This is a genomic window from Thermus sp. FJN-A (genome assembly GCF_054655095.1).
In genome coordinates this window covers 91,056-111,192 of record NZ_BAAHSC010000212.1, presented here as the reverse complement: position 1 = coordinate 111,192, position 20,137 = coordinate 91,056, and the positions used below count along the sequence as shown (strand labels likewise).

Below are 20,137 nucleotides of genomic sequence, written 5' to 3'. Positions count from 1 at the left end.
CTAAGGCGGGGCCACCCCCGGCAGGGGCAAGGGCTTTAGGCCTCTGTCCAAGCGCAAGACCCCCACCACCCGCCCCCGGTGGAGGACGAAGCACCGGTACTCCCCGGGGAGGACCACCACCCGCCGGGCCAGGGAGAACTCCCGCAAAAAGGGCAGGGGGCGCTTCTCCAAAGGGTGGCCCCGAAGGGGGCCCATGTGGGGCATGGGCCGGCCGCCCTCCAGGACCAAGAGGAGCAGGGGCCGCTCCCGCCCCAGGAGGACCAGAAGCCCCTCCTCTCCCCGGTAAAGGGCCTGGACCTCCAGGGTGCGCACCACCTCCTGGCAGCGCAGGAGCACCTCCGCAGGGGGCCTCCCCGGCGGGAAGGCCTCCCCAAGCGTCGGCCCCTCCCCCAGGGCCAGGAGGGCCACCAGGGGGAGGAGGCCGAAAAGCCGCCGCATGCCGCCTAGAAGCCTCGCTCCGCGGAGACGAGGGCCAGGGCCGCCCGCGCCAGGAGGAAGGCCCGGACCGGCTCCTTAGCCAGGCGGTTCTTGGCCTCGGCCACCAAGTCCTTCACCAAGGCGTCCTGGGCCCGGTAGTAGGCGAGCTCCTTCTCCGCGCGGTCCACCGCCCCCTGGACCCGCTCGGCTAGGTTCACCCGGGAGGCCTTGGGGTGGGGTCCCCAGGCCCTGTGCCCCCACCCAGGGTGCAGGCCCATCCGCATCCGGGGTGCGGCCTGGGCCTGGACCTGGGGCTGGCCCTGGGCCGCCTGGAAGAGGTGGAGGGCGGCCTGGGCCTCCCGGGCCGCCTTGAAGTAGGCCTTGGCCTCGTAGTCCTTCTCCGCCCGCGCCTTCAGCTCCTTCGCCCAGGCCAGGAGCTTCTCCTCGCCCGTGGCCCCCTGGGCCACCGCCTGGAGCCGGGCGAGGGCCGCCGCGGCCGTGGCCGCCTGCCGGTAGTCGGTGCCTTGGGCCAAGGAGAGGCCCGCCAGGAGGAGCAGGATGCCGGTGAGCACCTTTCTCATGCCATCACCTCCGAGGAGCAAGCCTAGCCCCCTTCCCCAAAGGGCGCACCGGGGGGAACCTTAAGGGAAGCTAAAGGCAGGAAGAGCCCCACCCCGGCCCCCTCCCGGTTCTCCGCCACCGCCTTGCCCCCGTGGGCCCGGGCCACCGCCGCCACCAGGGCCAGGCCCAGCCCCGTGCCCTTCCCCCCGTGGACGAAGGGCTCCATCACCCGGGGAAGAAGCCCTTCCGGGAAGCCCGGGCCGGAGTCCCAGAGCCAAAGCCAGACCCCCTCCCCCTCCCGGCGCACCTCGGCCCGCACCGGGGGCCTCCCGTGGCGGTGCGCGTTCTCCAAGACGTTCTCCACCGCCAGGGCCAAGAGCTCGGGGTCCGCCCAGACCACCCCTTCCCCCTCCACCGCCACCCCCCGTTCCGCCAGGAAGGCCCGGAGGTCCAGGGCCTGGGGGCGAAGGGGGGTGGCCTCGAGGCGGGAAAGCCGGAGGAGCCCGGAAAGCAGGGTCTCCATGCGCTCCGCCTCCCGCCAGGCCCCCTCCAAGGCCCTGGGCTCGGGGGCGCGCCGGAGCACCTCCAGGTACCCCTTGAGGGCGGTGAGGGGGGTGCGGAGCTCGTGGGAGGCGTGGCGGGCAAAGCGGCGGGCCGCCTCCCCCTTCTCCGCCAGTTCCCCGAGGAGCTGCCCCACCTGGGCCAGGCGGCGGTTCAGGGCCTCCACCAGGGGACGGAGCTCCTCCAGCCCCGGGTCGGGCAGGGGGCTTAGGTCCTCGGGGGGCCGGGCGGCGAGCAGGGAGGCCAGGCGCCCCAGGGGCCTGAGGGCCCAGGCGAGGCCGGAGGCGGCCAGGAGGAAGACCAAAAGGAGCACCCCCCCACCCCAGGTGGCGTAGAGGAGGAAAAGCCTCCGCCCCAGGCCAGAAGCCCCCTCCAAGGGGACCGCCAGGCCAAACCCCCCGCCCTCCGTGGGCAGGGCCACGAAGAGCACCCCCCGCCACACCCCCTGGTAGACCCGGCCCTGGGCCAGGGCCGCCTCCAGGTCCGGGGGCAGGGGGGGCGGGGGCACCTCGGTGAAGGCCACCCCCTCCCTCCCCACCACGAACCCCGTCCCGCCCCCGAAGACCTGGGCCAGGCGGAAGAGCTCCAGGAGGAGGGCCTCCTCCAGGGGTTCCCCAGGCCCCTCCTCCCGGAGGAGGTAGAGCCGGGCCACGAGGGCCCGGCGCAGGTCCTCGCTGGCGGCCTTTTCCGCTTCCCGGGCGGAGAGGAAGGCCAGGGGCAGGGCCAGGCAGAGGAGGGCCAGGAAGAGGAGGAGGAAAAGCCTCCCCTTAAGGGAGGAAAAGGCGGTAGCCATAGCCGCGCACCGTCTGGATGGGGCTGGGCTCCCCCAGGGCCTTGCGCAGGAGGGAGAGGTGGACCTCCAGGGTAGCGGGCTCCACCACCTCTCCCCAGACCCGGAGCATCAGGGCCTCCTTGGAGAGCACCTCCTCCGGGGCCTCCAAAAAGGCCTTGAGGAGCAGGAAGGCCTTGGGGGAAAGCTCAAGCCGCCTCTCCCCCCGGTAGGCCTCCATGCGCTTGGGGTAGAGGCGAAGGTCCTTGTAGGCCAGCACCTCCTCCCGGCGGTGGGCCCGGCGGTGCAGGGCCTCGAGGCGGGCCACGAGCTCCTGCAGGCTGTAGGGCTTCACCAGGTAATCGTCCGCCCCCTCCTTGAGCCCCTTCACCCGCCACTCCACCGCGTCCAAGGCGGTGAGCATGAGCACCGGCACGTCCGAGCGGGCGCGAACCTCCTTCAGGAGGGAAAACCCATCCCCCTCGGGCAGGAGGATGTCCATGACCACCACCTCCGCCCAGGGCAGAAGCTCCAGGGCCTCCTTGGGGCTCTCCGTGGCCCGCACCTCGTGCCCTTCCAGGGCGAGGCCCAGGGCCAAGGCCTCCCGCACCCCCCGGTCGTCCTCCACCAAGAGCACCCTCATGCCGGATTCCGCCAAAGGGCCAGGGCGCGCACCGGGGCGTAGACCTCCAGGGGCGCCAGGGCCTCTTCCCCCTTCAGGGGGATGCGGTGCACCCGGCCGCTCCCCCGCCTGGCCGCATAGAGCACGCCGCCAAAGGGGAGAAGCTCCACCAGGCTCATCCGGTCCTCCCCCTCCAGGAGGGGCAGGGGGTAGGAGGCGAGGAGCTGCCCCGAGAGGTCCACCACCCGCACCTTGGCCGCCTCCACGTCGTAGAGGTAAAGCCTGTCCCCCTCCACCCCCACCCCCCCCAAGAGCCTTAGCTCCTCGCTCTCCTTGGAACGGCGAAAGGCGTAGCGGGACAGGTACTGCCCGTCCAGGGTGAGGCGCTGGACCTGGCGGTTGCCGTAGTCCAGGACGAAGAGGAACCCCCCGGAGGCCACCAGGGCCTTGGGGTCTTGGAAGGTGCCCCGGCCCGGGCCCTGTCCCCCGAAGCGCCCCTGGTACTGCCCCTTCAGGTCCAGGCGGCTTACCGTGGCCGTCTCCCCGTCCAGGACGAAGAGGGAACCGTCCGCCACCGCCAAGGCCAGGGGGAAGAGGAACTCCCCGGGCTTCATGCCGTAAGGCCCCGAGGAGAGGAGGAGGTCGCCCTCGGGGGAAAAGCGGTGGAGGAGCTTGGCCCCGTGCTCAAAGACGGAGACCCAGATGCCCCCTTCGGGGTCTGCGGCCACCGCCAGGGGCGGGGCCGGGAACTGGCCCGGGGCGGAGCCGATGCCGGAGAGGAGCCTGGCGGCGGTGCCCTCCAGGTCCAAAAGGCGCACGGTGCCCTTCTTGGCCTCCACCCCCACGAGGAGGTAGTGGGGGTGGGGCAGGCCCTTCTCCTCCTCCCAAGGGCCGGAGAGGCCCTGGATGACCTCCTCCAGGCTGGGGCGCTTGGCGGGGTCCTTCTCCAACATCTTGAGCGCCAGGTCCGAAAGGGCCTGGGGGATCTCCGGCTTCAGCTGCTTGGGCGGGGTGGGCACCTGGAAGATCTGCTGGTGGATCACCGTCTCGTACCCCCCGGTGAAGGGGGGCTGGCCGGTGAGGGCCTCGTAGAGGACGATGCCCAAGGAGTAGATGTCCGAGCGGTGGTCCAGCTTCTGCCCCTTGGCCTGCTCCGGGCTCATGTAGACCGGGGTGCCGATGCGGGCCCCGGTGATGGTGAGCCGGGTGAGCACCTTCCCCGCGGCGATGCCAAAGTCCATGAGGCGGACCCCCCTGGGGTCCACCCCGTCCTCCCGCAGGGCCCCCTTGAGGACCATGACGTTTCCCGGCTTGATGTCCCGGTGGACGATGCCCTGGGCGTGGATGTGCCTGAGGGCGTCCGCCACCCGGGCCAGGATGGCCGCCGCCTGCTTTAAGGAGAGGCGCCTCTCCTCAATGAGCTTGTCCAGGCCCTCCCCCTCCAGAAACTCCATGGCGATGAAGTGCACCCCGTCCACCTGGCCGTGGTCGTAGACCTTGACGATGTTGGGGTGGTCCAGCTTGGCCAGCACCTCGGCCTCCCGGTGGAAGCGGCGCACGAACCGGGGGTCGCCCACGAAGCGCTCCTGGGGGACCTTGAGGGCCACCAGGCGGCCCGTCTTCCGGTCCTTGGCCTTGTAAACGGTGGCCATCCCCCCCACCCCCACCTTGTCCAGGATCTCGTAGCGTTGGGAAAGGGCCTCCGCCTCCTCCGTGGTCTTGCCGCGGTCCGGCCGCCTCTCCTGCGTGGGGCGCCGCCGCCTGGGGCGCCTGGGGCCCAGGTAGACCCGGGGGGCGGCCAGGACCCCCAAGGCCAAAAGGAGCCAGGGGAGCACCGCCTCCCCCCGCACCCCCGTGGCCCAAGCCGCCCCCGCAAGGAGGGTTAACAGCAGGAAGACGGCCCGGGGGGAAAGCCTGAGGGCCAAGGCCGCGGTCAGGAGCACGAGCAGGAAGGCCAGAAGCAGGTGCATCACTCCACCCTCAGGGCCACGGCGGTCACGTTGTCGTCCCCGCCCCGGCGCAGGGCTTCGGCCACCAGGGCCTCGAGGCTCCCCTGCAGGTCCTTGCCCAGGGCCCACTCCTCTTCGGGCACCAGCCCGTAAAGCCCGTCCGTCACCAAAAGCACCCCCTCCCCCGGGGCGAGGCGGACCTCCTTGAGGTCAAACCGGGCCTCGGGAAGGCCCAAGGCCCGGGTGAGGACGTTGCGGTAAGGGTGGCGCTCGGCCTCGGTGCGGGTCAGCACCCCTTCCCTGAGGCGCTCGGCCACCCAGGAGTGGTCCTCGGTGAGGCGCCTCAGGCCCCCGGGGACCAGCTGGTAGGCCCGGGAGTCCCCGATGTGCCCCACCACCCCTTCCTTGAGCCAGTCCGCGTAGAGGAAGGCGGTGAGCGTGGTGCCCATCCCCCTCCTCCCCGGCTTCTCCGCCTCCCTCTCCACCCGCCTCTGGGCCAGCTGGAAGGCCTTCTCCATGACCCTGAGGAGGCCCACCGCGGGCCGGTTCCCCTTGAGGTGCTCTGCGTAGGCCTTGACCGCCTCGGAAAGGGCCTCAATGGCCACCTTGCTGGCCCACTCCCCCGCCTCCATGCCCCCCATCCCGTCGGCCACCGCCAGGAGGAGGAGGTTTCCCTGGGGCACCTCCAGGCGGAGCACGCGGTGGAAGTCCTCGTTGTTCTGGCGGCGGCCCACGTGGGACACGGCGGCGATGCTGAAGCGCGGGGCGAGGCGCATCGGCCTCATTGTATAGGATGGGAGCGTGGAGCACCTGGCCCATCTGGTGGACCTCTACGAGTACCGGGTGGAGGACCTTCTGGCGGGGCGCACCCCCAAGGGGGGCAAAAAGGCCCTCCTGGAGCTTCGGGCCCTCCTGGTCCAGTCCCGCCTTCCCGGTCCCTTGGCCAAGCGCTTCCGCCGGGCCGACGCCCGTTTCCGGGCCCTGCGGGGCCGGCCGGAGCCCGCGCCCGCCCCCCTGGACCTGCCCGTCCTGATACCCGCCGAGCCCGCCGAGCCCACCCCCACCGAGGGGGCTTCCGCCCTTCGGGCCATCGCCCTCAAGATCTGGCGGCTCCACGCCCTCCGAGAGCTTAAGTCCCGGGCCAAGGACCTGATGGCGGGCAGGCGGGAGGAACTCCGGCTCATCCACGCCTTCCTGCAGAACTACCTGGACTACCGGGAGAAGGAGGGGTTTAAGCGGGACTTCAACCTCTCCCGCCTGAGCCCCACCCACCCCATCCCCTCCCTCTCGGATAGCCTCCTGGACCTGGAGGACGTGAAGGTGGCCGAGGCCCTGCTCCAAGAGTTCCTGGAAACCGCCCTCCACCTCCCCCAAGACCTCCCCCTGCCCCCGGAGGAGACCCGCACCTACATCCGCCGCTTCCTGAACCGGATCCTGGAGTGGGAGGGGGCCTACGGCCTGCCCCCCAGGCGGGACCTCCTGGCCCTGCGCCGGGCCCTCGAGGAAGCCCGGCGCCTGGGGGCCAGCGCCCAGGAGGTGGCTAGGCTGGAGGAGCGCCTGAAGAAGGAGGCCCAGGAGGAGAGGCGGCGGGAACTCCTCCTGGAGGAGGAGAAGAGGCGCTTCCGCGTGGCCCTGGAAAAGGTTCTCGCCCTCCTCAACCTCCTCCCCCTCCCTCAGGGGGAGACCCCCTGGCCCCGGGTCCCCGAGCCGGGCCAAGGGGAGGAGGGCCTCCTCACCCTGCGCCTCGCCCCGGGCCGCGTGGTCCTGGGCCCCCTCACCCTCACCCTGAGCCAGGTGGAAGGGCATTGGCACCTGGGCCTCTCCGGGGAGGACCACCCCCTGGAGGAGACCCTGGTCCTCCCCTGGGAGGACCTCGAGGTCTGGGCGGTGCGGGAGGGGGACCTCCTTCACCTCAGGCTGGAGGCCCGGAGCGGCCTCAGGCTCTACGAGCTCCTCGCCGAGGGGCGGGTGCTGGCCCTCCTCCTCGCCCCCACCCAGGACCACGCCTACCTGAGGCTCCTGCGGGCCCTCTCCTCCCGGCTCAAGGGGGAGTTCAGCCCCCAGGCCTTTGGCAAGGAGCTGGCGGAGAAGTACCGCCAAGCCCCCCCGGAGGCCCTCCAGGACTTCGCCCGGAAGGCCCTGGAGCTGGCCCTGAAGCGCTTAGGCCCCACCGACCCCTGGCCCCTCCTTAAGGAGGTGGGCCAGGCCATGGGGCTTCAGGGGGAGGCCCAGACCCTGGCCGAGGCCCTCAAGGAATACCTGGGCCGCCGCCCCCCCACCCGGGAAACCCTGGGGGGCGAGGTCCACTTCCTTTCCCTAAGCCCGGAGGGCCAGAGCCTCAAGGCGGGCCAGAGCGTCCTCTCCGTGCGGCTGCGGGAGGACGCCGTGTACGTGGGCCAGGCGGGAGAGGTGCCCCGAAGGCTCAGGGATCTCCTGGTCTACCGCTTGCCCGAGGGAGCGGTGGTCCTGGCCCGGGAAGGCCAGCGGCTGGCCTACATGGTGGTTGGAACCCCTTGACCCTAGCCTTTTCCTTGGTATAATCCCCGGGAAGGGGGGTCTATGAAGGTTTTACGGCACAAGGCCTTTGCCCGGCTGATCCTCTCCTACCTGGTCTCCCAGGCGGGAAGCAAGGTCCACCGGGTGGCCCTTTTGGTCCTCATCTACCTGCTCACGGAAAAGGCCATCTGGGTGTCCCTGGCCCTCGGGGTGCAGCTTCTCGGCACCGTGGTCTTCTCCCCCCTCCTCTCCGCCTGGGCCGACACCCAGGACCGCAAGCGGCTTCTCGTCTGGTCCGACCTCCTCCGGGCCCCCCTGGTCTTCCTCATCCCCCTCCTGGGGGCCAAGAGCCTGCCCTTTCTCCTCCTTTTGGTCTTCCTGATAGAGCTCCTCCGGGACCTCCACGACCCCATTCAGAACGCGGTGGTCCCCGACCTGGTGCCCAAGGAGGAGGTGGACGAGGCCAACAGCCTCATCCTCCTGGCCGACCGCCTCTCCGAGGTCCTCTTCGTGGGGGCGGCGGGGGTGTTGGTGGCGGCGGTGGGCCCCGCCTTCGCCTTCTACCTGGACGCGGCCACCTACCTGGCCTCAGGGCTCATCCTCTCGGGCCTTCCTCCCTTAAGGCCGGAGAGGCTTCCCAAGGCGGGGTATCTGGAGCGGGTGAAGGAGGGCCTCGGGCACCTCTTCCGCCAGCCCGCCATCCGCCGCGCCGTGGGCACCCTCTTCGCCGCCGCTGCCTTCGGCTCGGTGGAGACCGCCTTGGGGGTGGTCCTGGCCATCAAGTGGCTCGGGGTGGGCTCGGCGGGGTTCGGCCTTATGGAGGCCGCCATGGCCCTGGGGGCCATCCTGGGGGGGCTTTCCCTGCCCAGGCTCCTGGCCCGGCTTCCCCGGGAAAGGCTTTTCCTCTACAGCCTCTTCCTCTTCGGCCTCTTCGAGGCCTCCGTGGGGCTTTTCCCCGTCTTCGCCTGGGTCCTGGTGGCCTTCTTCCTGGGCGGCTTCCTCAACATGGCCTTCATCGTCCCCGCCCGCTCCATCCTGCAGCTCAACACCCCCCAGGAGATGCGGGGGCGCATCTTCGCCGCCTTCAGCGCCGTGATGAACGGGGCAGTGCTCCTCGGCACCATGCTGGGCGGGGCCCTGGAGGGGCTGATCGGGGCCCCCCTGGTCTTCCTCCTGGCCGGGGCCATGGTGAGCCTGGCCGCGGGCTACACCCTCCTCACCGGGGGCATCCCCGCCCCCAGGGAGGCCGTGAGGACGCAGGAAGCCTAGATCTCCCGGAGCCAACGGGCCACGTCCAGGGCGTAGTAGGTGAGGATGCCCTGGGCCCCGGCCCGCCTGAGGGCGTAGAGGCTCTCCAGAACCGCCCGCCGCTCGTCCAACCACCCTTTTAGGGCCGCGGCCTTCAGCATGGCGTACTCCCCGGAGACCTGGTAGGCGAAGAGGGGCTTGGCCAGGCGGTCCTTCAGGGCCGAGAGCACGTCCAGGTAGGGCAGGGCGGGCTTGACCATGAGCATGTCCGCCCCTTCCAGATCGTCCAGGTCCGCCTCCCTCAGGGCGTCCCAGAGGCCCGCCCGGGGGTCCATCTGGTACCCGGAGCGGTCCCCGAACTGGGGGGCGCTCTGGGCCGCCTCGCGGAAGGGGCCGTAGAAGGCGGAGGCGTACTTCACCGCGTAGGAGAGGATGGGCACGTGGGCGAAGCCGCCCCCGTCCAAGGCCTCCCGGATGGCCCGCACCTGGCCGTCCATCATGGCGCTCGGGGCCACCACGTCCGCCCCCGCCTGGGCCTGGGAAAGGGCGGTCTTGGCCAGAAGCTCCAGGGTGGCCTCGTTGTCCACGTAAAAGCCCAGGGGGCCCTCCTTCACCACCCCGCAGTGCCCGTGGTCGGTGTACTCGCAAAGGCAGGTGTCGGCCATGACGAGGAGTTCGGGGTACTCCCGCTTGAGGAGGCGGATGGCCCGCTGCACCAGGCCTTCCTCCGCGTAGGCCCCGTGGCCCAGGGGGTCCTTGGCCTCCTCCGGCAGGACGCCGAAGAGGATCACCCCTCCCAGGCCCGCCTGCAAGGCCATCTCCCCCAGGCGGGGCAGGGAGGCGAGGGGGTGGCGGAAGACCCCCGGCATGGAGGCCACCTCCTCGGCCTCCCCGGCCTCCTTCACGAAGAGGGGCAGGACCAGGTGGCGGGGGGCAAGCTCCACCTCGGCCACCAGGGGGCGCAAAAGGGGGGTACGAAGCCTTCTCGGGCGCTCCATGCCTCCACTATACCCCGGGCGGGGCTTCGCCTTGGTGCGGGTGGGGTTTGGGAGTAGCTTGGAAAGAGTCCCTGCTGGCGAAGTGGCTGTTTGCCGGCCTTCTGGGCATCGGCGGGGCCTCCTCCGCGGGCAGCTTCAGCCTGGGCGGTATCCTTTGGGGGGTGGTGGGGGCCGTGGTCCTCATCTGGCTGCTCCGGGCAGTGGGCTTCATGCGCAAGGCGGGCTAGGAAAACCCCCGCGCCCGCCCTGGGCCTCCCTGGCCTGCGCCAGGGGGGCTTAGCGTTTGCGGCGCTTGGCCTGGTACATCCTCCGGTCGGCCAGGTCCAGGAGGTCCTGGCCCTGGCCTTCCTCGGCCCGCGCCACCCCCAGGCTCACGGGGAAGGCCTCCAAGGCCCGCCGGGCCTCTCCCAAGGCCCTCTCCGGCAGGATCAGGGCGAACTCGTCCCCCCCGAGGCGAAAGGCCCGCCCCCCGTGGGAGCGGGCCAGGCCCTGGAGGCAAGCCCCGAGCCGCCTGAGGAGGGCGTCCCCGGCCAGGTGCCCCTCGCGGTCGTTCAACGCCTTCAGGCCGTCCAGGTCTAAGACCAGAAGGACCTCCCCTGGGGCCAGCCCCTCCCGGAGGGCCCGCTCCAGGGCGCGGCGGTTGCCCAGGCCCGTGAGCCAGTCGGTGCGGGCCTGGCGCTCCAACTCCTCCCGGTAGCCCGCGCCCCTTAGGGCCGCCAGGAGGTGCTCCATAAAGAGGGCCGCGAGGCGGAGCTCCTCGGGCCTTTCCACCCCGGGGTGCTCCAGGAAGAGGTAGAGGGGCAGGGGGGGACCGGGAAAGTAGGCCCCGTACCCCAAAAGCCCCCGGAAGCGCCCCAGGCCCCGACCGGGGAGGCCCCTCACCTCCTCCGGAAGCAGGGCCAACAGCCTGGCCCCGGGGAAGACCCACTCCACCCCCCGCTCCGCCCGGGCCAGCACCTCCAGAAAGGGGGGCTCGGAGAAGCCCGCCGTAACCTCGTGCAGGAGGAGAAGGCGGAGGAGGAGGGACTCCTGGCCCATAGCCTGCGGCACACCCCCACCCTTTCCCCTAGAGGGCGCCCCTACTGGCCCCCGGAGGGGCCGGGCCTACACCCCGTCCACCGGAATGGCCAGAAGGTCGGTCCACGCGTTCACCATCCGGAAAAGGGCCAAGGTGGCCACGGCCTCCTTCACCTCGGCCTCGCTGAGCCCGGCCTCCCGGAGGGGCCGGAGAAGCTCGGGCCTCCCGGGGTCCAAGGCCGCCTCGTGGGCGAAGCGGAGGAGGGCGGCCACCTTGGGGGGGAGGCCCTCCGGGACCTCTCCCCGCTCCAGGGCCTCGAGGAGGGGGGCCTCCACCCCCTGGACCATGAGGGCGTGCAGGTGGACCCGGGCCGCGTACTCGGAGCCCGCCCGCCTCGAGGCCACCACCCCCATCATCTCCTTGACCGTCCTCGGGAGAATCCCCTTTAGGACCACGTGGCGAAAGGCCTTCCAGAGGGCGGTCTGGACCTCCGGCACCTCGCGGGCCCAGGCGAAGGCGTTGGGCACCATCCCGAAGCCCAGCTCCTCCACGATCTCCCGTTCGGTCTCCCCCATGGCCCAAGTATAAAGGGCCCCCCGGCCGGGGGGCCCAAGGCCGGAAGGGCTACTTGATCTGCCCGTTCAGGCCCTGAGGGAAGAAGCCGCCAGGCTGCTTCTGGGCGTTGAGGTAAACGATCTTCAGGACCCCGTCCGTGGTGCGGCTGAAGGCCACGCCGTTTTGGTCCGCAGCCACGTTGTTGGGGGTGCCCATCACGGTGAGGCCCTGGTCGCCGCCGCCCGCCAGGGTGTTCCGGGCGTTGCTGATGGCGTTGGCCAGCTGCTCCACCGTGAGGCCCGTGCCCGGGACGGGCTGGTTGCGGACCTCAATGAGGTAGCGGCGGATGGCCCCGGCGTGGTAGGCCTCCGTGGCCAGGATCCCCGCCGCAGGGGCCAGGACGTTCTGCTTGTCGGTGATGAGGGGCGCGGCCCCGTTGTAGGCGGTGACCCCCACGTCCTCAAAGACAAAGGCCCCCACGAAGAAGGAGATGGGGTCGTTGAAGGGGTTGAAGCCGCTCCTGATGGCGTTGAAGGAGTTGTAGAGGTCAATGACGGGCCGGTTCACCGCCTGGCTGCCCAGGGCCTGGCGGAGGAAGAGGACGTGGGCCTTCTCGTCGTCGGCGATCTCGTTGGCCAGGGCCAGGAGGTCCCCCGTAAGCCCCGGAACCGGGCTCGTGCCGTCAAAGCCCGGGGGAAGGACGATCTGGGCGCTTCCTCCCACCTGGTTGAGCTCATTGATCCGGCCGGTGGCCGCCAGGTAGAAGAGGCCCTCCAGGTACTCCAGGTTCAGGGCGAAGTTGAGGACAGCCACGTCCAGGTTGGGGGTCTGGGCGGTGGTGGTGCAGGCGGTGACCGCCCCGCCCAAAACCGCCCCCGCCCCCAGGGCCCCGGCCCGCCTCAGGGCCTCCCTGCGGCTCAAGCGCGCCTCCAAAACCGTCTTGCGCATACCTAACCTCCCTCGAGGGGCTTGGGTTCTTCCCCCTCGTCCTTCCCTACGGCCCAACCCCCGGGTTTGGATGTGGCGAAGGCCCCGGGGCCTCCCCCGGGGCCTCTCCCAAGCAGGCTCACTTCCGGATGAAGCCCGAGACCGCCTTCTGCGCCTCCTCCGGGGTGATGGCCACCTCAAAGGCCCGGTCCGCGGGGGAGCGGGGCCCGGGGAGCTCCTGGTCCCCGAGGAGGATCCGCGAGGCCCGCACCGTGGCCCGGTGGGCCGCCTCGTTCCCCAGGATGGCCCCGGCGGCCTTGAGGACGTCCTTGCTCTGGATGAGGGGCAGGGCCCCGAGGTAGGCCCCCACGAAGGCGTCCTCCAGGGCGTTCAAAAGCCTCAGGATGGCGATCTGGTTCCGGGGGAGGAACTCCACGGGGTAGGCGAAGCTGGGCTTCTCCACCGGCCTCACCCCGAGGGCGCTCAAGGTGTCCCGCAGGGCCTTCACGTGGGCCTCCTCCTGGGCCAGGGCGGCCTCGAGGTAGTCCTTCACCAGGCCCTGGAAGCCCCCGAAGAGGCTCCGGGTATAGGCGTCCGCCGCCAGGTACTCCGCCGTGAGGGCAAGCTGGAGGATGTCCGCGTCCGAAGGCCCCCCGTGGGCCGCCAAGGCCCGGTCCAGGAGGCTTCCCGCGAAGGCCGCGGAGAGTCCGGTGGCCGTGAGCACCCGCATGAACTGCCTGCGCGCCAGAATCCGCTCCATAACCACCTCCTTCAAGGGTGAGGGGTCTCCCCCTCACCCTTCCTTACGGCAGAAGGGGTGGGGTTGGATTTCCTCATCCGGAACCTTCCCCCTCTGCGTACAGAAGGACAGGATGGTCCGGACCTTGACTCGGACTCGGGAAACCACGCCGAGGGAGCTCCTCTCCTTTTTCGCCCGCCACCGGCATGCCGGCCGGCTTACCCTGCACTTTGCCCCGGGGCTCGGCCTCACCCTGGAGCTTGCCGAGGGAAGGCTTGTCGCTTTGGGCGGGCCCCTGGTACCCCGGGTGGGGCGGGTCCTCGAGGCCCTTGGGCCTCAGGCCCTCGCCGGGGCGCTCGCCCAAGGCGCCCGCCTCTCTGCCCTGCCCGGGGGGGAGGAGGCGCAGCGGCTCCGCTTCCTCGTGGCCTTAAGCCCCTTCTGGGACCGCCCCACCTCCTTCAGCTTCCGCCCCCTGGACCTTCCCCCCTTGGGTCCCCGCTTAGGCCGCCTCCTGGAGGAGATAGAAGCCCACGCCCATCCCCCGGGCCCCCCCATGGACCCCCTGGCCCGCTTCGCCGTCCCGGAGGACCTGGGCCCTGCGGGCGGCCGGCTTTTGTCCCTGGAGCCGGAGGAGCTGCGCTTCCTAGGCCTTTTCGCCACCGGCACGCCCCTCGCCCTAGCCGCAGTCCGGGGACTTTACCCCTGGGGCGCCTTCGTGCCCCGGGTGCGGGCCCTGGAGGCCCTGGGACTTCTGGGGGAGGCCTTCCGTCCTGGGCCCGCTCTCCGCCCGGGGGACCCCGCCCCCCCCTTTACCCTGGAGGCCCTGGACGGCAGGATTTTTAGCCTGGGGGAGAGGCGGGGCCAAAAAACCCTCTTGGCCTTCTTCCGCCACGGGGGATGCCCTTTTTGCAACCGCCGGGTGCACGAGCTTAAAGCCCTCTACCCCGAGCTTCGGGCCCTGGGGGTGGAAGTGGTGGGGATCTTCGGCTCCTCCCTAGAAACCCTAAGAACGCGGGTGGGGCGGCAGCATCCCCCCTTCCCCATCCTGGCCGACCCGGACGATCGGGTGCACGCCCTCTACCGCACCCGCAACTCCCTGTGGGGGCTATTGGACCCAAAGGCCCTTCCCTATTACCTCGAGGGCCTCCGCCTAGGTATTCCCCACGGGTCCACGGACGGGGAGCTCTTTCGGATGCCCGCCGAGTTCCTCATCGGCGAAGACCTGCGCATCGCCCGGGCCCATTACGGGAAAAACGGGGCCGACCGGCTACCCCTTGAGGAGGTGAGGGCATGGGCGCAATCGGGCCCTACCGGCGTTTCCTCCTAGGCCTTGGCCTCACCACCCTGGCCGGGATGTTGACCCTGGCAGGGGGGCTTAACCTCCTCCTCCACCGCTACCTGGTCCTCTCCACGGCCCGGACCACCGAGGAGGCGGTGGTCCTCCACCTCAACCAGGTCTTTCCCCAGTTCCTTTCCCCCCACGCCCTGCACGCCCCCAACCCCTACGGGGGAAGCTGGGACCCCGACCGGCTTTACGCCTTCGTACGGCTCCACCTGGACCTTTACCACATCCAAGAGGCCACCTTCTTCCGGGAAGACGGCACCGTAGCCCTTTCCTATGCCCGGGACCGGGAAGGGGGCGGAGCCACCCCCGAGGAACGGGCGGCCATGGCCCGGGCCCGGAAGGGGGCCTGGACCCGGGAAGAGGGGATGGCCCTCGAGGTGTGGATGGCGGTTCCCGGAGGGTTCGTCCATCTGGTCCGCGACCTCTCTCCGGAGTGGGCCCTCCTAAGACCGGTCCAGGCTGGGGTCATGCTCCTGGGCCTGGCCCTGGGCGGGGTCCTTTTCCTCCTCCTCCGGGGCACCTACCTGCGGGCCGAAAAGGACCTGCGAACAAGCTACGCGCACCTTCTTCTGGCCTTGGCCCGAACCCTCGAGGCCAAGGACCAGGAAACGGAAGGGCACTCGGAGCGGGTAACCCTCTACGCCCTTAGGCTGGGCCGGGCCCTAGGGCTTCGGGGCGAGGCCTTGGAGGACCTCCGCCGCGGGGCCCTCCTCCACGACCTGGGGAAGATCGGCATTCCCGAAGCCATCCTCCGCAAACCTGGACCCCTCACAGAGGAGGAGATGGCCCTCATGCGTACCCACCCCCTCATCGGGGACCGGATTCTGGAAGGGCTTCCCGCCCTTCAGGGCGCCCGGACGGTGGTGCGCTACCACCACGAGCGCTACGACGGCCTGGGATACCCGGAAGGCCTCAAGGGCTCAGAAATCCCCCTCCTAGCCCGGATCTTCGCCGTGGTGGACACCTACGATGCCCTAACCAGCCACCGCCCCTACCGCAGGGCCCTCTCCCACGAGGAAGCCCTGAAGGTGATCGCCAGGGAGGCTGGGGGGCAGTTTGACCCGAGGATCGTGGATGCCTTTTTGCGGGCCTTCGCAAGGCAAGAGGAGGTGATGGATGGACGCCGCGCGCAGGAGGTTTCTGTCCCTCCTGGTCCTTGGGGGCGTCGCCGCGCTCCCCAGGGTTAAGGGGACCCCTTCCCAGGAGGAGATCCTAGGCCTGGCCCTCGCCGCGGAGGAGCTGGCCCGGGAGGTCTACCGCCGGGCGGTGGCCGCCCGCCCTCTCCAGGGGCCTTGGGGGGCCTACCTCGAGGCCGCCTTAGCCCAGGAAGAAGAGCACGTGCGCCGCCTTCGGGAAGCCCTAGGCCGGAGGCCCACCCTTAGGTTCCGGTTGCCCGAGGTGTTCCAAAGCCCCATCCCCCTTCTCCGCCTCCTGGAAACCCTGGAGGAGGCCTTCGTAGGCGCCTACCTAGGGGCTTTGCCCTTTTTAGAAGGCGAAGCCTTGCGTCTGGCGGGGGCCATCCTGGGGGTGGAGGCGGGGCACCGCGTCCTGGTGCGCCAGGCCCGCCTAGCGTTCCAAGACCCCCTTCTCCGCCCTCCCTTCGTGGCCAACGACCGGGCCCTGGAGCGGGCGCTCCTCCCCCAAGAGGCCCAGGAAGCCCTGAAGCCCTACCTGCCCTAGAGCTTGGGCAAGCCTAGGATCTCCGTGGGCCTTTGGCTTCCCCCCGGGGGCTCGAGGGAGACCGCCAGGGCCTGGGCCCCCTCGGGCAAGCGCACCACCTTAAGGGGGAGGCGGAAGGTGGGCAAGGGCACGGGATCGCCCTTCCCCAATCCCCAGGCTTGGTAAACCCGCCCTTGGGGGGGCAGGGCCCCCAGGACCACCAGGGCCCGCCCGTCCTGGCGCACCACCGCATGCCCCACCACCCCCCCTTGGGGGCCCACCAGGGCGTAGACCCGGGTGGCGGGCGCCCCTAGGCTCAAGGTCCAGGAGAGGCCGAAGTAGGCCCCGTAGCCCAGGACCACCAAGAGGAGGGCCGCCGCGGCTGCAAGGAGGGGGCGGCCCCAGGAGGGGCGAACCCTCCGGATCCGGCGGAGGACCCTGGCCTCGAGGCCCTCGGGTAGGGGCTCGGGAGGAAGCCCGGCGGCAAGCTCCGAGGCGGTCTCCAAGAGGGCCTTAGCCTCGGGCCAAAGCTCTGGGTAACGCTTGAGGGCCTCCTCCACCCTCCGGCGCTCCTCGGGGGTGAGGGCCCCTAGGGCGTAAAGGGGGAGGAGTTCCCGGACCTCCTCAGGGCTCACGGAGCACCTCCTTGAGCTTCAAGAGGGCCTTCCTGGCCCAGGTCTTCAGGGTGCCCAGGGGAAGGCCGAGAAGCCTCGCCGCCTCCTGGTGGGTGTAGCCCCGGTAGTAAAGCGTCTCCAGCACCCGGCGCTCCTCCGGGGAGAGGGCCTTCAGGGCCCTATGAAGCCGGGCGCGGTCCAGGTGGGCCTCCTCGTCCAGCCCGGGCCCCGGGAGGTCAAAGGCCTCCTCCTCTTCGGGGTCGGGCTCCAGGGGAACGGGCCTCGCGGCACGCCTTCGCACCTCGTCCACTGCCGCGTGGTGCCCCAGGGTGAGGAGAAAGGCCCGGGCGCTCCCGCGCCGCGGGTCAAACTCCTTGGCCTTTTCCCAAACCCTTATCATCGCCTCCTGCACCACATCCTCTCCTGTTGCCCCGTCCAAGCCCATCCGCCGGGCCAAGGCCAGGAAACTCCCCGCATAGCGGCGGAAGAGGGTGCGAAAGGCCTCCTCGTCGCCTCGCGCCACCAAAGCCAGGAGGGCTTCGTCGGACAAGGCCTCGGTCGGCAGCTCGGGGCCCATCGCCCCTACCCTACCATACGCACCGCCTCCCCTTTCGGTTTCGGGGGCGATGGGCCCGGGCAGGGGGACGTCCCGGGACGGGGCGTAGCCTGGGCCGCATCCAACCCCGGGGTCCAGGCCGTAGGGTAGGGTGGAGCCCCAAGAGGGCTCCTAAGGAGGTAGGCGTATGAGGAAGGCGAAAACGCTTGTGATGGTCTCTTTGGCGGTGGTCCTCGGCCTGGGCCTGGCCCAGATGCTCCAGGTGCGCAAGGCCCCGCCCCCGGCCCCCTACGTGAACGTGAGCGAGGCCCTGAAGGGGGCGCTCCCGAACTTCATCCCCGGCCTCGGCACCCTCTACGTGGACCCCTCCAAGCTCCCCGAGGGGCCCTTCCTGGCCTACGACAAGGCGGGGAACCTGGTGAAGGTGGTCTTCATGGTCCCCCTCAAGAAGCTCAACGAGAGCCAGAAGTACGTGGACATCGGCACCCAGACCCTGAGGGCCCTGGGGGTCACCCGCATTGACCACGTGAACCTCATCCCCTCGGGAGCCCACCCCGGGGTGAACGAGCCCCACTACCACATTGAGCTGGTCCTGGTCCCCGTGGACCAGGAGCGGAAGGTGCTGGAGGGCGAGCCCTATTGAGGGGCCTTGCAGGAGGGGCGGGGCCCAAGGCCCCGCCCCTTTCCCACGGACCCTAGGCCCGCCCCGGGCCCTGCGGGTAGGATGGTAGGGGAGGGAGCATGAACCTGCAAAGGCTCTTGAAGGAAGCGCAGAAGGCCCAGAAGAAGGCCGCCGAGGTCCAGGAGAGGCTGGAGGCCATGACCGTGGTGGGCACCGCCCAGGGCCTGGTGGAGGTGGAGGCCAACGGCCACGGCAAGATCCTGGGGGTGCGCCTCAAGCCCGAGGCCCTGAAGGCCTTCGCCGAGGATCCAGAAGGCCTGGAAGACCTCCTCCTGGTGGCCATCCAGGACGCCCAAAGGAAGGCCCACGAGCTCTCGGAAAAGGAGATGAGCCGGGAGCTGGGGGGCGTGGGGCAGATGCTGGGGAAGCTTTTCTGACCCGGGGAGGGCATGAAGTACCCCGAAAGCCTCCTGAAGCTCACCCGGGCCCTCTCCCGCCTGCCGGGAATCGGCCCCAAGACCGCCCAGAAGCTGGCCCTGCACCTGGCCTTCCACCGGGAGGAGGCCAGGGACCTGGCCGAGGCCCTCGAGGGCCTGAAGGGCCTCGGGGTCTGCCGCACCTGCGGCAACCTGGCGGAGGGGGAAGCCTGCGCCATCTGCCAGGACGAGGGCCGCGACCGCTCGGTTTTGGCGGTGGTGGAGAGCGTCTCCGACCTCTTCGCCCTGGAGCGGAGCGGGGAGTTCCACGGGCTTTACCACGTGCTGGGCGGGGCCCTGAACCCCCTGGAGGGGGTGGGGCCAAAGGAGCTCAACCTGGAGACCCTTTGGCCCAGGCTTTCCCAGGTGAGGGAGGTGGTCCTGGCCACCTCCATGACCGTGGAGGGGGAGGCCACCGCCTTGTACCTGGCGGAAGAGCTCAAGCGCCGGGGCGTCCCGGCCACCCGCCTGGCCTACGGCCTGCCCGTGGGGGGTAGCCTGGAGTACGTGGACGAGGTGACCCTGGGCCGGGCGCTGGAGGGGAGAAAGCCCGTCTAAGGCCACCCCATGCCAGCATGGGGGGCCCGGTGGGGACTTCCGGAGGCAGCGCAAAAGGGTATGACCTCCCGGGCAAGGAAACCATGGCAGGAAGGCGCAGCATGGAGGATCTCCTAGAGGGGCTTCTGGACCGGGTGGAAGGGGCCTTCGCCGCCGCCATCGGCACCCTGGACGGGCTTCTGGTGGAGGGGGTACGGCGCAGGCGGGTGGACCTCGAGGCCGCGGTGGCGGAGCACGCCGCCCTCCTGCGCCAGGCCAAGGCGGCCTACGCGGGAAGCCTGGGCACCCCCAGGGTGCAGGAACTCCTGGTGGCGGGCCACCCCGTGGTAGGCTATGCGTGCATGGTGCGCGCCACCCCAAGGCCCAAACCCCGGGAAGACCTCTTCCTCCTCCTCCTCATGGCCCCAGAGGGCAACCTGGGCCAAGCGCGCCTGCAGTCGGCCAAGACCATGGAAGGGCTTGCGGAGGTGGCGGGATGGCTTACCTAGAAAGCCTGGCCCCCCTGGGGGTCAGGCGGGCCGTGCTCACGGGGCTGGATGGTCTGGTCATAGAGGCCCTGGGCCGGGGTACCCCCCCGGCGGAGGTCCTGGCGGCGGAGCTGGCCTCCCTGGCGCGCCACATGGCCCCCCTGGCGGCGGCCCTTTCCGGGGAGGTGCGCCGCTTCACCCTGGCCACGGAGAACCAGGAAGTCCTGGCCCTGTGCGTGGGGGGCTACATCCTGGGGGCGGTCATCGAGCGGGGGATGGACCGCAAGGCCATCGGCCAGGAACTCTCCCGCATCGCCCTTCGGGTGCAAAACCTCTAGCCCTGGTATAAGGAGGCATGGTGGAGGAAGCCCTCAAGGAACTCAAGGCCACCAAAGGGGTACGGGTGGCCGCCCTGCTCAGCGAGGACGGCTTCGTGGTGGAGGAGGTGCGGGAAGCGGAGGCGCCCGAGGCCAGCCTCCTCTCCGCCCGGGCGGCCACGGTTCTGGGCACGGCCAAGGCCCTGGCCCAGACCCTGGCCCAGGAGCGGGTGGAGGAGGTCATGGTAGAGTACCCCGAGGGGGCCTTTCTCCTGGTGCCCTTGCCCGGCCACCACCTGCTCCTCCTCCTGGACGGGGTGAGGAGCCTGGGCCGGGTCCGCCTGGCCCTGAAGAAGGCCCTGCCCAAACTAGAGGAGGCCCTTTCATGAACGAGCTGAAGCTGGACATCCAGATCGATAAGGACGTGGCCCTGGGGCGCTACACCAACCTGGCCCTCATCGCCCACACCAAGAACGAGTTCATCCTGGACTTCGCCCTCCTCCAGCCCCAGGGAGGGGCTATGGTGGTGAGCCGGATCATCACCAGCCCCCACCACGCCAAGGCCCTCCTGCGGAGCCTGGCGGAGAACGTGGCCCGCTACGAGGAGACCTTCGGCCCCATCCCCGAGCCGGTGGCGGAGAACCAGGCCTGAAGCCACCCCAT

Annotated in this window: 25 protein-coding genes; 12 read left to right on the top strand and 13 right to left on the bottom strand. The window is 70.5% G+C overall.

Features of this window, described 5'->3' with window-relative positions:
* The 6 genes from ACYQ0J_RS10990 to ACYQ0J_RS10965 are packed head-to-tail and all read right to left on the bottom strand — an operon-like array spanning window position 1 to window position 5,655.
* Entirely contained in the window at window positions 1-438 is a 438-nt protein-coding gene (locus ACYQ0J_RS10990) for a hypothetical protein (protein ID WP_460172152.1), read from the bottom strand.
* A 5-nt stretch (window positions 439-443) separates the two neighbouring features.
* Window positions 444-998, bottom strand: a complete 555-nt coding sequence (locus ACYQ0J_RS10985) for a hypothetical protein (RefSeq protein WP_460172151.1) — start codon at window positions 996-998, stop codon at window positions 444-446.
* A 23-nt stretch (window positions 999-1,021) separates the two neighbouring features.
* Window positions 1,022-2,332, bottom strand: coding sequence for a sensor histidine kinase (locus ACYQ0J_RS10980; protein ID WP_460172150.1), 1,311 nt, complete (start codon window positions 2,330-2,332; stop codon window positions 1,022-1,024).
* Entirely contained in the window at window positions 2,307-2,951 is a 645-nt protein-coding gene (locus ACYQ0J_RS10975) for a response regulator transcription factor (protein WP_460172149.1), read from the bottom strand. Before ACYQ0J_RS10975 ends, ACYQ0J_RS10980 begins: the two co-directional genes overlap by 26 nt.
* Complete coding sequence (locus ACYQ0J_RS10970; RefSeq protein ID WP_460172148.1) at window positions 2,948-4,900, bottom strand: protein kinase domain-containing protein; 1,953 nt, start codon at window positions 4,898-4,900, stop codon at window positions 2,948-2,950. The genes ACYQ0J_RS10975 and ACYQ0J_RS10970 overlap by 4 nt, the downstream gene beginning before the upstream one ends.
* Entirely contained in the window at window positions 4,900-5,655 is a 756-nt protein-coding gene (locus ACYQ0J_RS10965; protein ID WP_460172147.1) for a PP2C family protein-serine/threonine phosphatase, read from the bottom strand. The genes ACYQ0J_RS10970 and ACYQ0J_RS10965 overlap by 1 nt, the downstream gene beginning before the upstream one ends.
* 25 nt (window positions 5,656-5,680) lie before the next feature.
* Here ACYQ0J_RS10965 and ACYQ0J_RS10960 point away from each other — a divergent pair, with 25 nt between their 5' ends.
* Both ACYQ0J_RS10960 and ACYQ0J_RS10955 read left to right on the top strand, forming a co-directional pair.
* The gene (locus ACYQ0J_RS10960; protein WP_460172146.1) at window positions 5,681-7,396 is read left to right on the top strand and encodes a hypothetical protein; all 1,716 of its coding nucleotides are present in this window, start codon (window positions 5,681-5,683) and stop codon (window positions 7,394-7,396) included.
* 42 nt (window positions 7,397-7,438) lie between these two features.
* Entirely contained in the window at window positions 7,439-8,644 is a 1,206-nt protein-coding gene (locus tag ACYQ0J_RS10955; protein ID WP_460172145.1) for an MFS transporter, read from the top strand.
* Here the strand turns inward: ACYQ0J_RS10955 and hemB are convergent.
* The 5 genes from hemB to ACYQ0J_RS10930 all read right to left on the bottom strand — a co-directional run bounded on the left by hemB (window position 8,641) and on the right by ACYQ0J_RS10930 (window position 12,881).
* On the bottom strand, window positions 8,641-9,621 hold the full coding sequence (gene hemB, locus ACYQ0J_RS10950) for a porphobilinogen synthase (protein ID WP_460172144.1): 981 nt from the start codon (window positions 9,619-9,621) through the stop codon (window positions 8,641-8,643). The genes ACYQ0J_RS10955 and hemB overlap by 4 nt on opposite strands.
* Window positions 9,622-9,897: 276 nt before the next feature.
* On the bottom strand, window positions 9,898-10,671 hold the full coding sequence (locus ACYQ0J_RS10945) for a GGDEF domain-containing protein (RefSeq protein ID WP_460172143.1): 774 nt from the start codon (window positions 10,669-10,671) through the stop codon (window positions 9,898-9,900).
* Between the two features lie 54 nt (window positions 10,672-10,725).
* Window positions 10,726-11,214 (bottom strand): carboxymuconolactone decarboxylase family protein, encoded by a 489-nt coding sequence (locus ACYQ0J_RS10940; RefSeq protein WP_223903388.1) that lies wholly within the window; start codon window positions 11,212-11,214, stop codon window positions 10,726-10,728.
* A 49-nt stretch (window positions 11,215-11,263) separates the two neighbouring features.
* Entirely contained in the window at window positions 11,264-12,142 is an 879-nt protein-coding gene (locus ACYQ0J_RS10935) for a ferritin-like domain-containing protein (RefSeq protein WP_460172142.1), read from the bottom strand.
* A 118-nt stretch (window positions 12,143-12,260) separates the two neighbouring features.
* Window positions 12,261-12,881, bottom strand: a complete 621-nt coding sequence (locus ACYQ0J_RS10930) for a ferritin-like domain-containing protein (protein WP_460172141.1) — start codon at window positions 12,879-12,881, stop codon at window positions 12,261-12,263.
* Between the two features lie 112 nt (window positions 12,882-12,993).
* Here ACYQ0J_RS10930 and ACYQ0J_RS10925 point away from each other — a divergent pair, with 112 nt between their 5' ends.
* The 3 genes from ACYQ0J_RS10925 to ACYQ0J_RS10915 are packed head-to-tail and all read left to right on the top strand — an operon-like array spanning window position 12,994 to window position 15,885.
* Entirely contained in the window at window positions 12,994-14,187 is a 1,194-nt protein-coding gene (locus ACYQ0J_RS10925) for a peroxiredoxin-like family protein (RefSeq protein ID WP_460172140.1), read from the top strand.
* Window positions 14,151-15,392, top strand: coding sequence for an HD-GYP domain-containing protein (locus ACYQ0J_RS10920; protein ID WP_460172139.1), 1,242 nt, complete (start codon window positions 14,151-14,153; stop codon window positions 15,390-15,392). The genes ACYQ0J_RS10925 and ACYQ0J_RS10920 overlap by 37 nt, the downstream gene beginning before the upstream one ends.
* Window positions 15,322-15,885, top strand: coding sequence for a ferritin-like domain-containing protein (locus tag ACYQ0J_RS10915; RefSeq protein WP_460172138.1), 564 nt, complete (start codon window positions 15,322-15,324; stop codon window positions 15,883-15,885). The genes ACYQ0J_RS10920 and ACYQ0J_RS10915 overlap by 71 nt, the downstream gene beginning before the upstream one ends.
* On the opposite strand, the gene ACYQ0J_RS10910 is transcribed toward ACYQ0J_RS10915, so the two are convergent.
* Both ACYQ0J_RS10910 and ACYQ0J_RS10905 read right to left on the bottom strand, forming a co-directional pair.
* Window positions 15,882-16,499 (bottom strand): anti-sigma factor, encoded by a 618-nt coding sequence (locus tag ACYQ0J_RS10910; protein WP_460172137.1) that lies wholly within the window; start codon window positions 16,497-16,499, stop codon window positions 15,882-15,884. The genes ACYQ0J_RS10915 and ACYQ0J_RS10910 overlap by 4 nt on opposite strands.
* The gene (locus tag ACYQ0J_RS10905) at window positions 16,489-17,055 is read right to left on the bottom strand and encodes a sigma-70 family RNA polymerase sigma factor (RefSeq protein ID WP_460172136.1); all 567 of its coding nucleotides are present in this window, start codon (window positions 17,053-17,055) and stop codon (window positions 16,489-16,491) included. The genes ACYQ0J_RS10910 and ACYQ0J_RS10905 overlap by 11 nt, the downstream gene beginning before the upstream one ends.
* Window positions 17,056-17,245: 190 nt before the next feature.
* Here ACYQ0J_RS10905 and ACYQ0J_RS10900 point away from each other — a divergent pair, with 190 nt between their 5' ends.
* The 7 genes from ACYQ0J_RS10900 (at window position 17,246) to ACYQ0J_RS10870 (ending at window position 20,126) form a co-directional block, all read left to right on the top strand.
* Window positions 17,246-17,677: a DUF5602 domain-containing protein gene (locus ACYQ0J_RS10900; RefSeq protein ID WP_460172135.1), complete on the top strand. Its 432-nt coding sequence runs from the start codon at window positions 17,246-17,248 to the stop codon at window positions 17,675-17,677.
* 98 nt (window positions 17,678-17,775) lie between these two features.
* Complete coding sequence (locus ACYQ0J_RS10895; RefSeq protein ID WP_460172134.1) at window positions 17,776-18,093, top strand: YbaB/EbfC family nucleoid-associated protein; 318 nt, start codon at window positions 17,776-17,778, stop codon at window positions 18,091-18,093.
* 12 nt (window positions 18,094-18,105) lie between these two features.
* Window positions 18,106-18,690, top strand: coding sequence for a recombination mediator RecR (recR, locus tag ACYQ0J_RS10890; protein WP_460172133.1), 585 nt, complete (start codon window positions 18,106-18,108; stop codon window positions 18,688-18,690).
* Window positions 18,691-18,791: 101 nt separating this feature from the next.
* Complete coding sequence (locus tag ACYQ0J_RS10885) at window positions 18,792-19,178, top strand: roadblock/LC7 domain-containing protein (protein ID WP_460172132.1); 387 nt, start codon at window positions 18,792-18,794, stop codon at window positions 19,176-19,178.
* Window positions 19,166-19,495, top strand: coding sequence for a roadblock/LC7 domain-containing protein (locus ACYQ0J_RS10880; RefSeq protein WP_460172131.1), 330 nt, complete (start codon window positions 19,166-19,168; stop codon window positions 19,493-19,495). The genes ACYQ0J_RS10885 and ACYQ0J_RS10880 overlap by 13 nt, the downstream gene beginning before the upstream one ends.
* Window positions 19,496-19,515: 20 nt before the next feature.
* Window positions 19,516-19,863, top strand: coding sequence for a roadblock/LC7 domain-containing protein (locus ACYQ0J_RS10875; RefSeq protein ID WP_460172283.1), 348 nt, complete (start codon window positions 19,516-19,518; stop codon window positions 19,861-19,863).
* Window positions 19,860-20,126, top strand: a complete 267-nt coding sequence (locus ACYQ0J_RS10870; RefSeq protein ID WP_460172130.1) for a DUF3467 domain-containing protein — start codon at window positions 19,860-19,862, stop codon at window positions 20,124-20,126. The genes ACYQ0J_RS10875 and ACYQ0J_RS10870 overlap by 4 nt, the downstream gene beginning before the upstream one ends.
* Window positions 20,127-20,137: the final 11 nt, after the last annotated feature.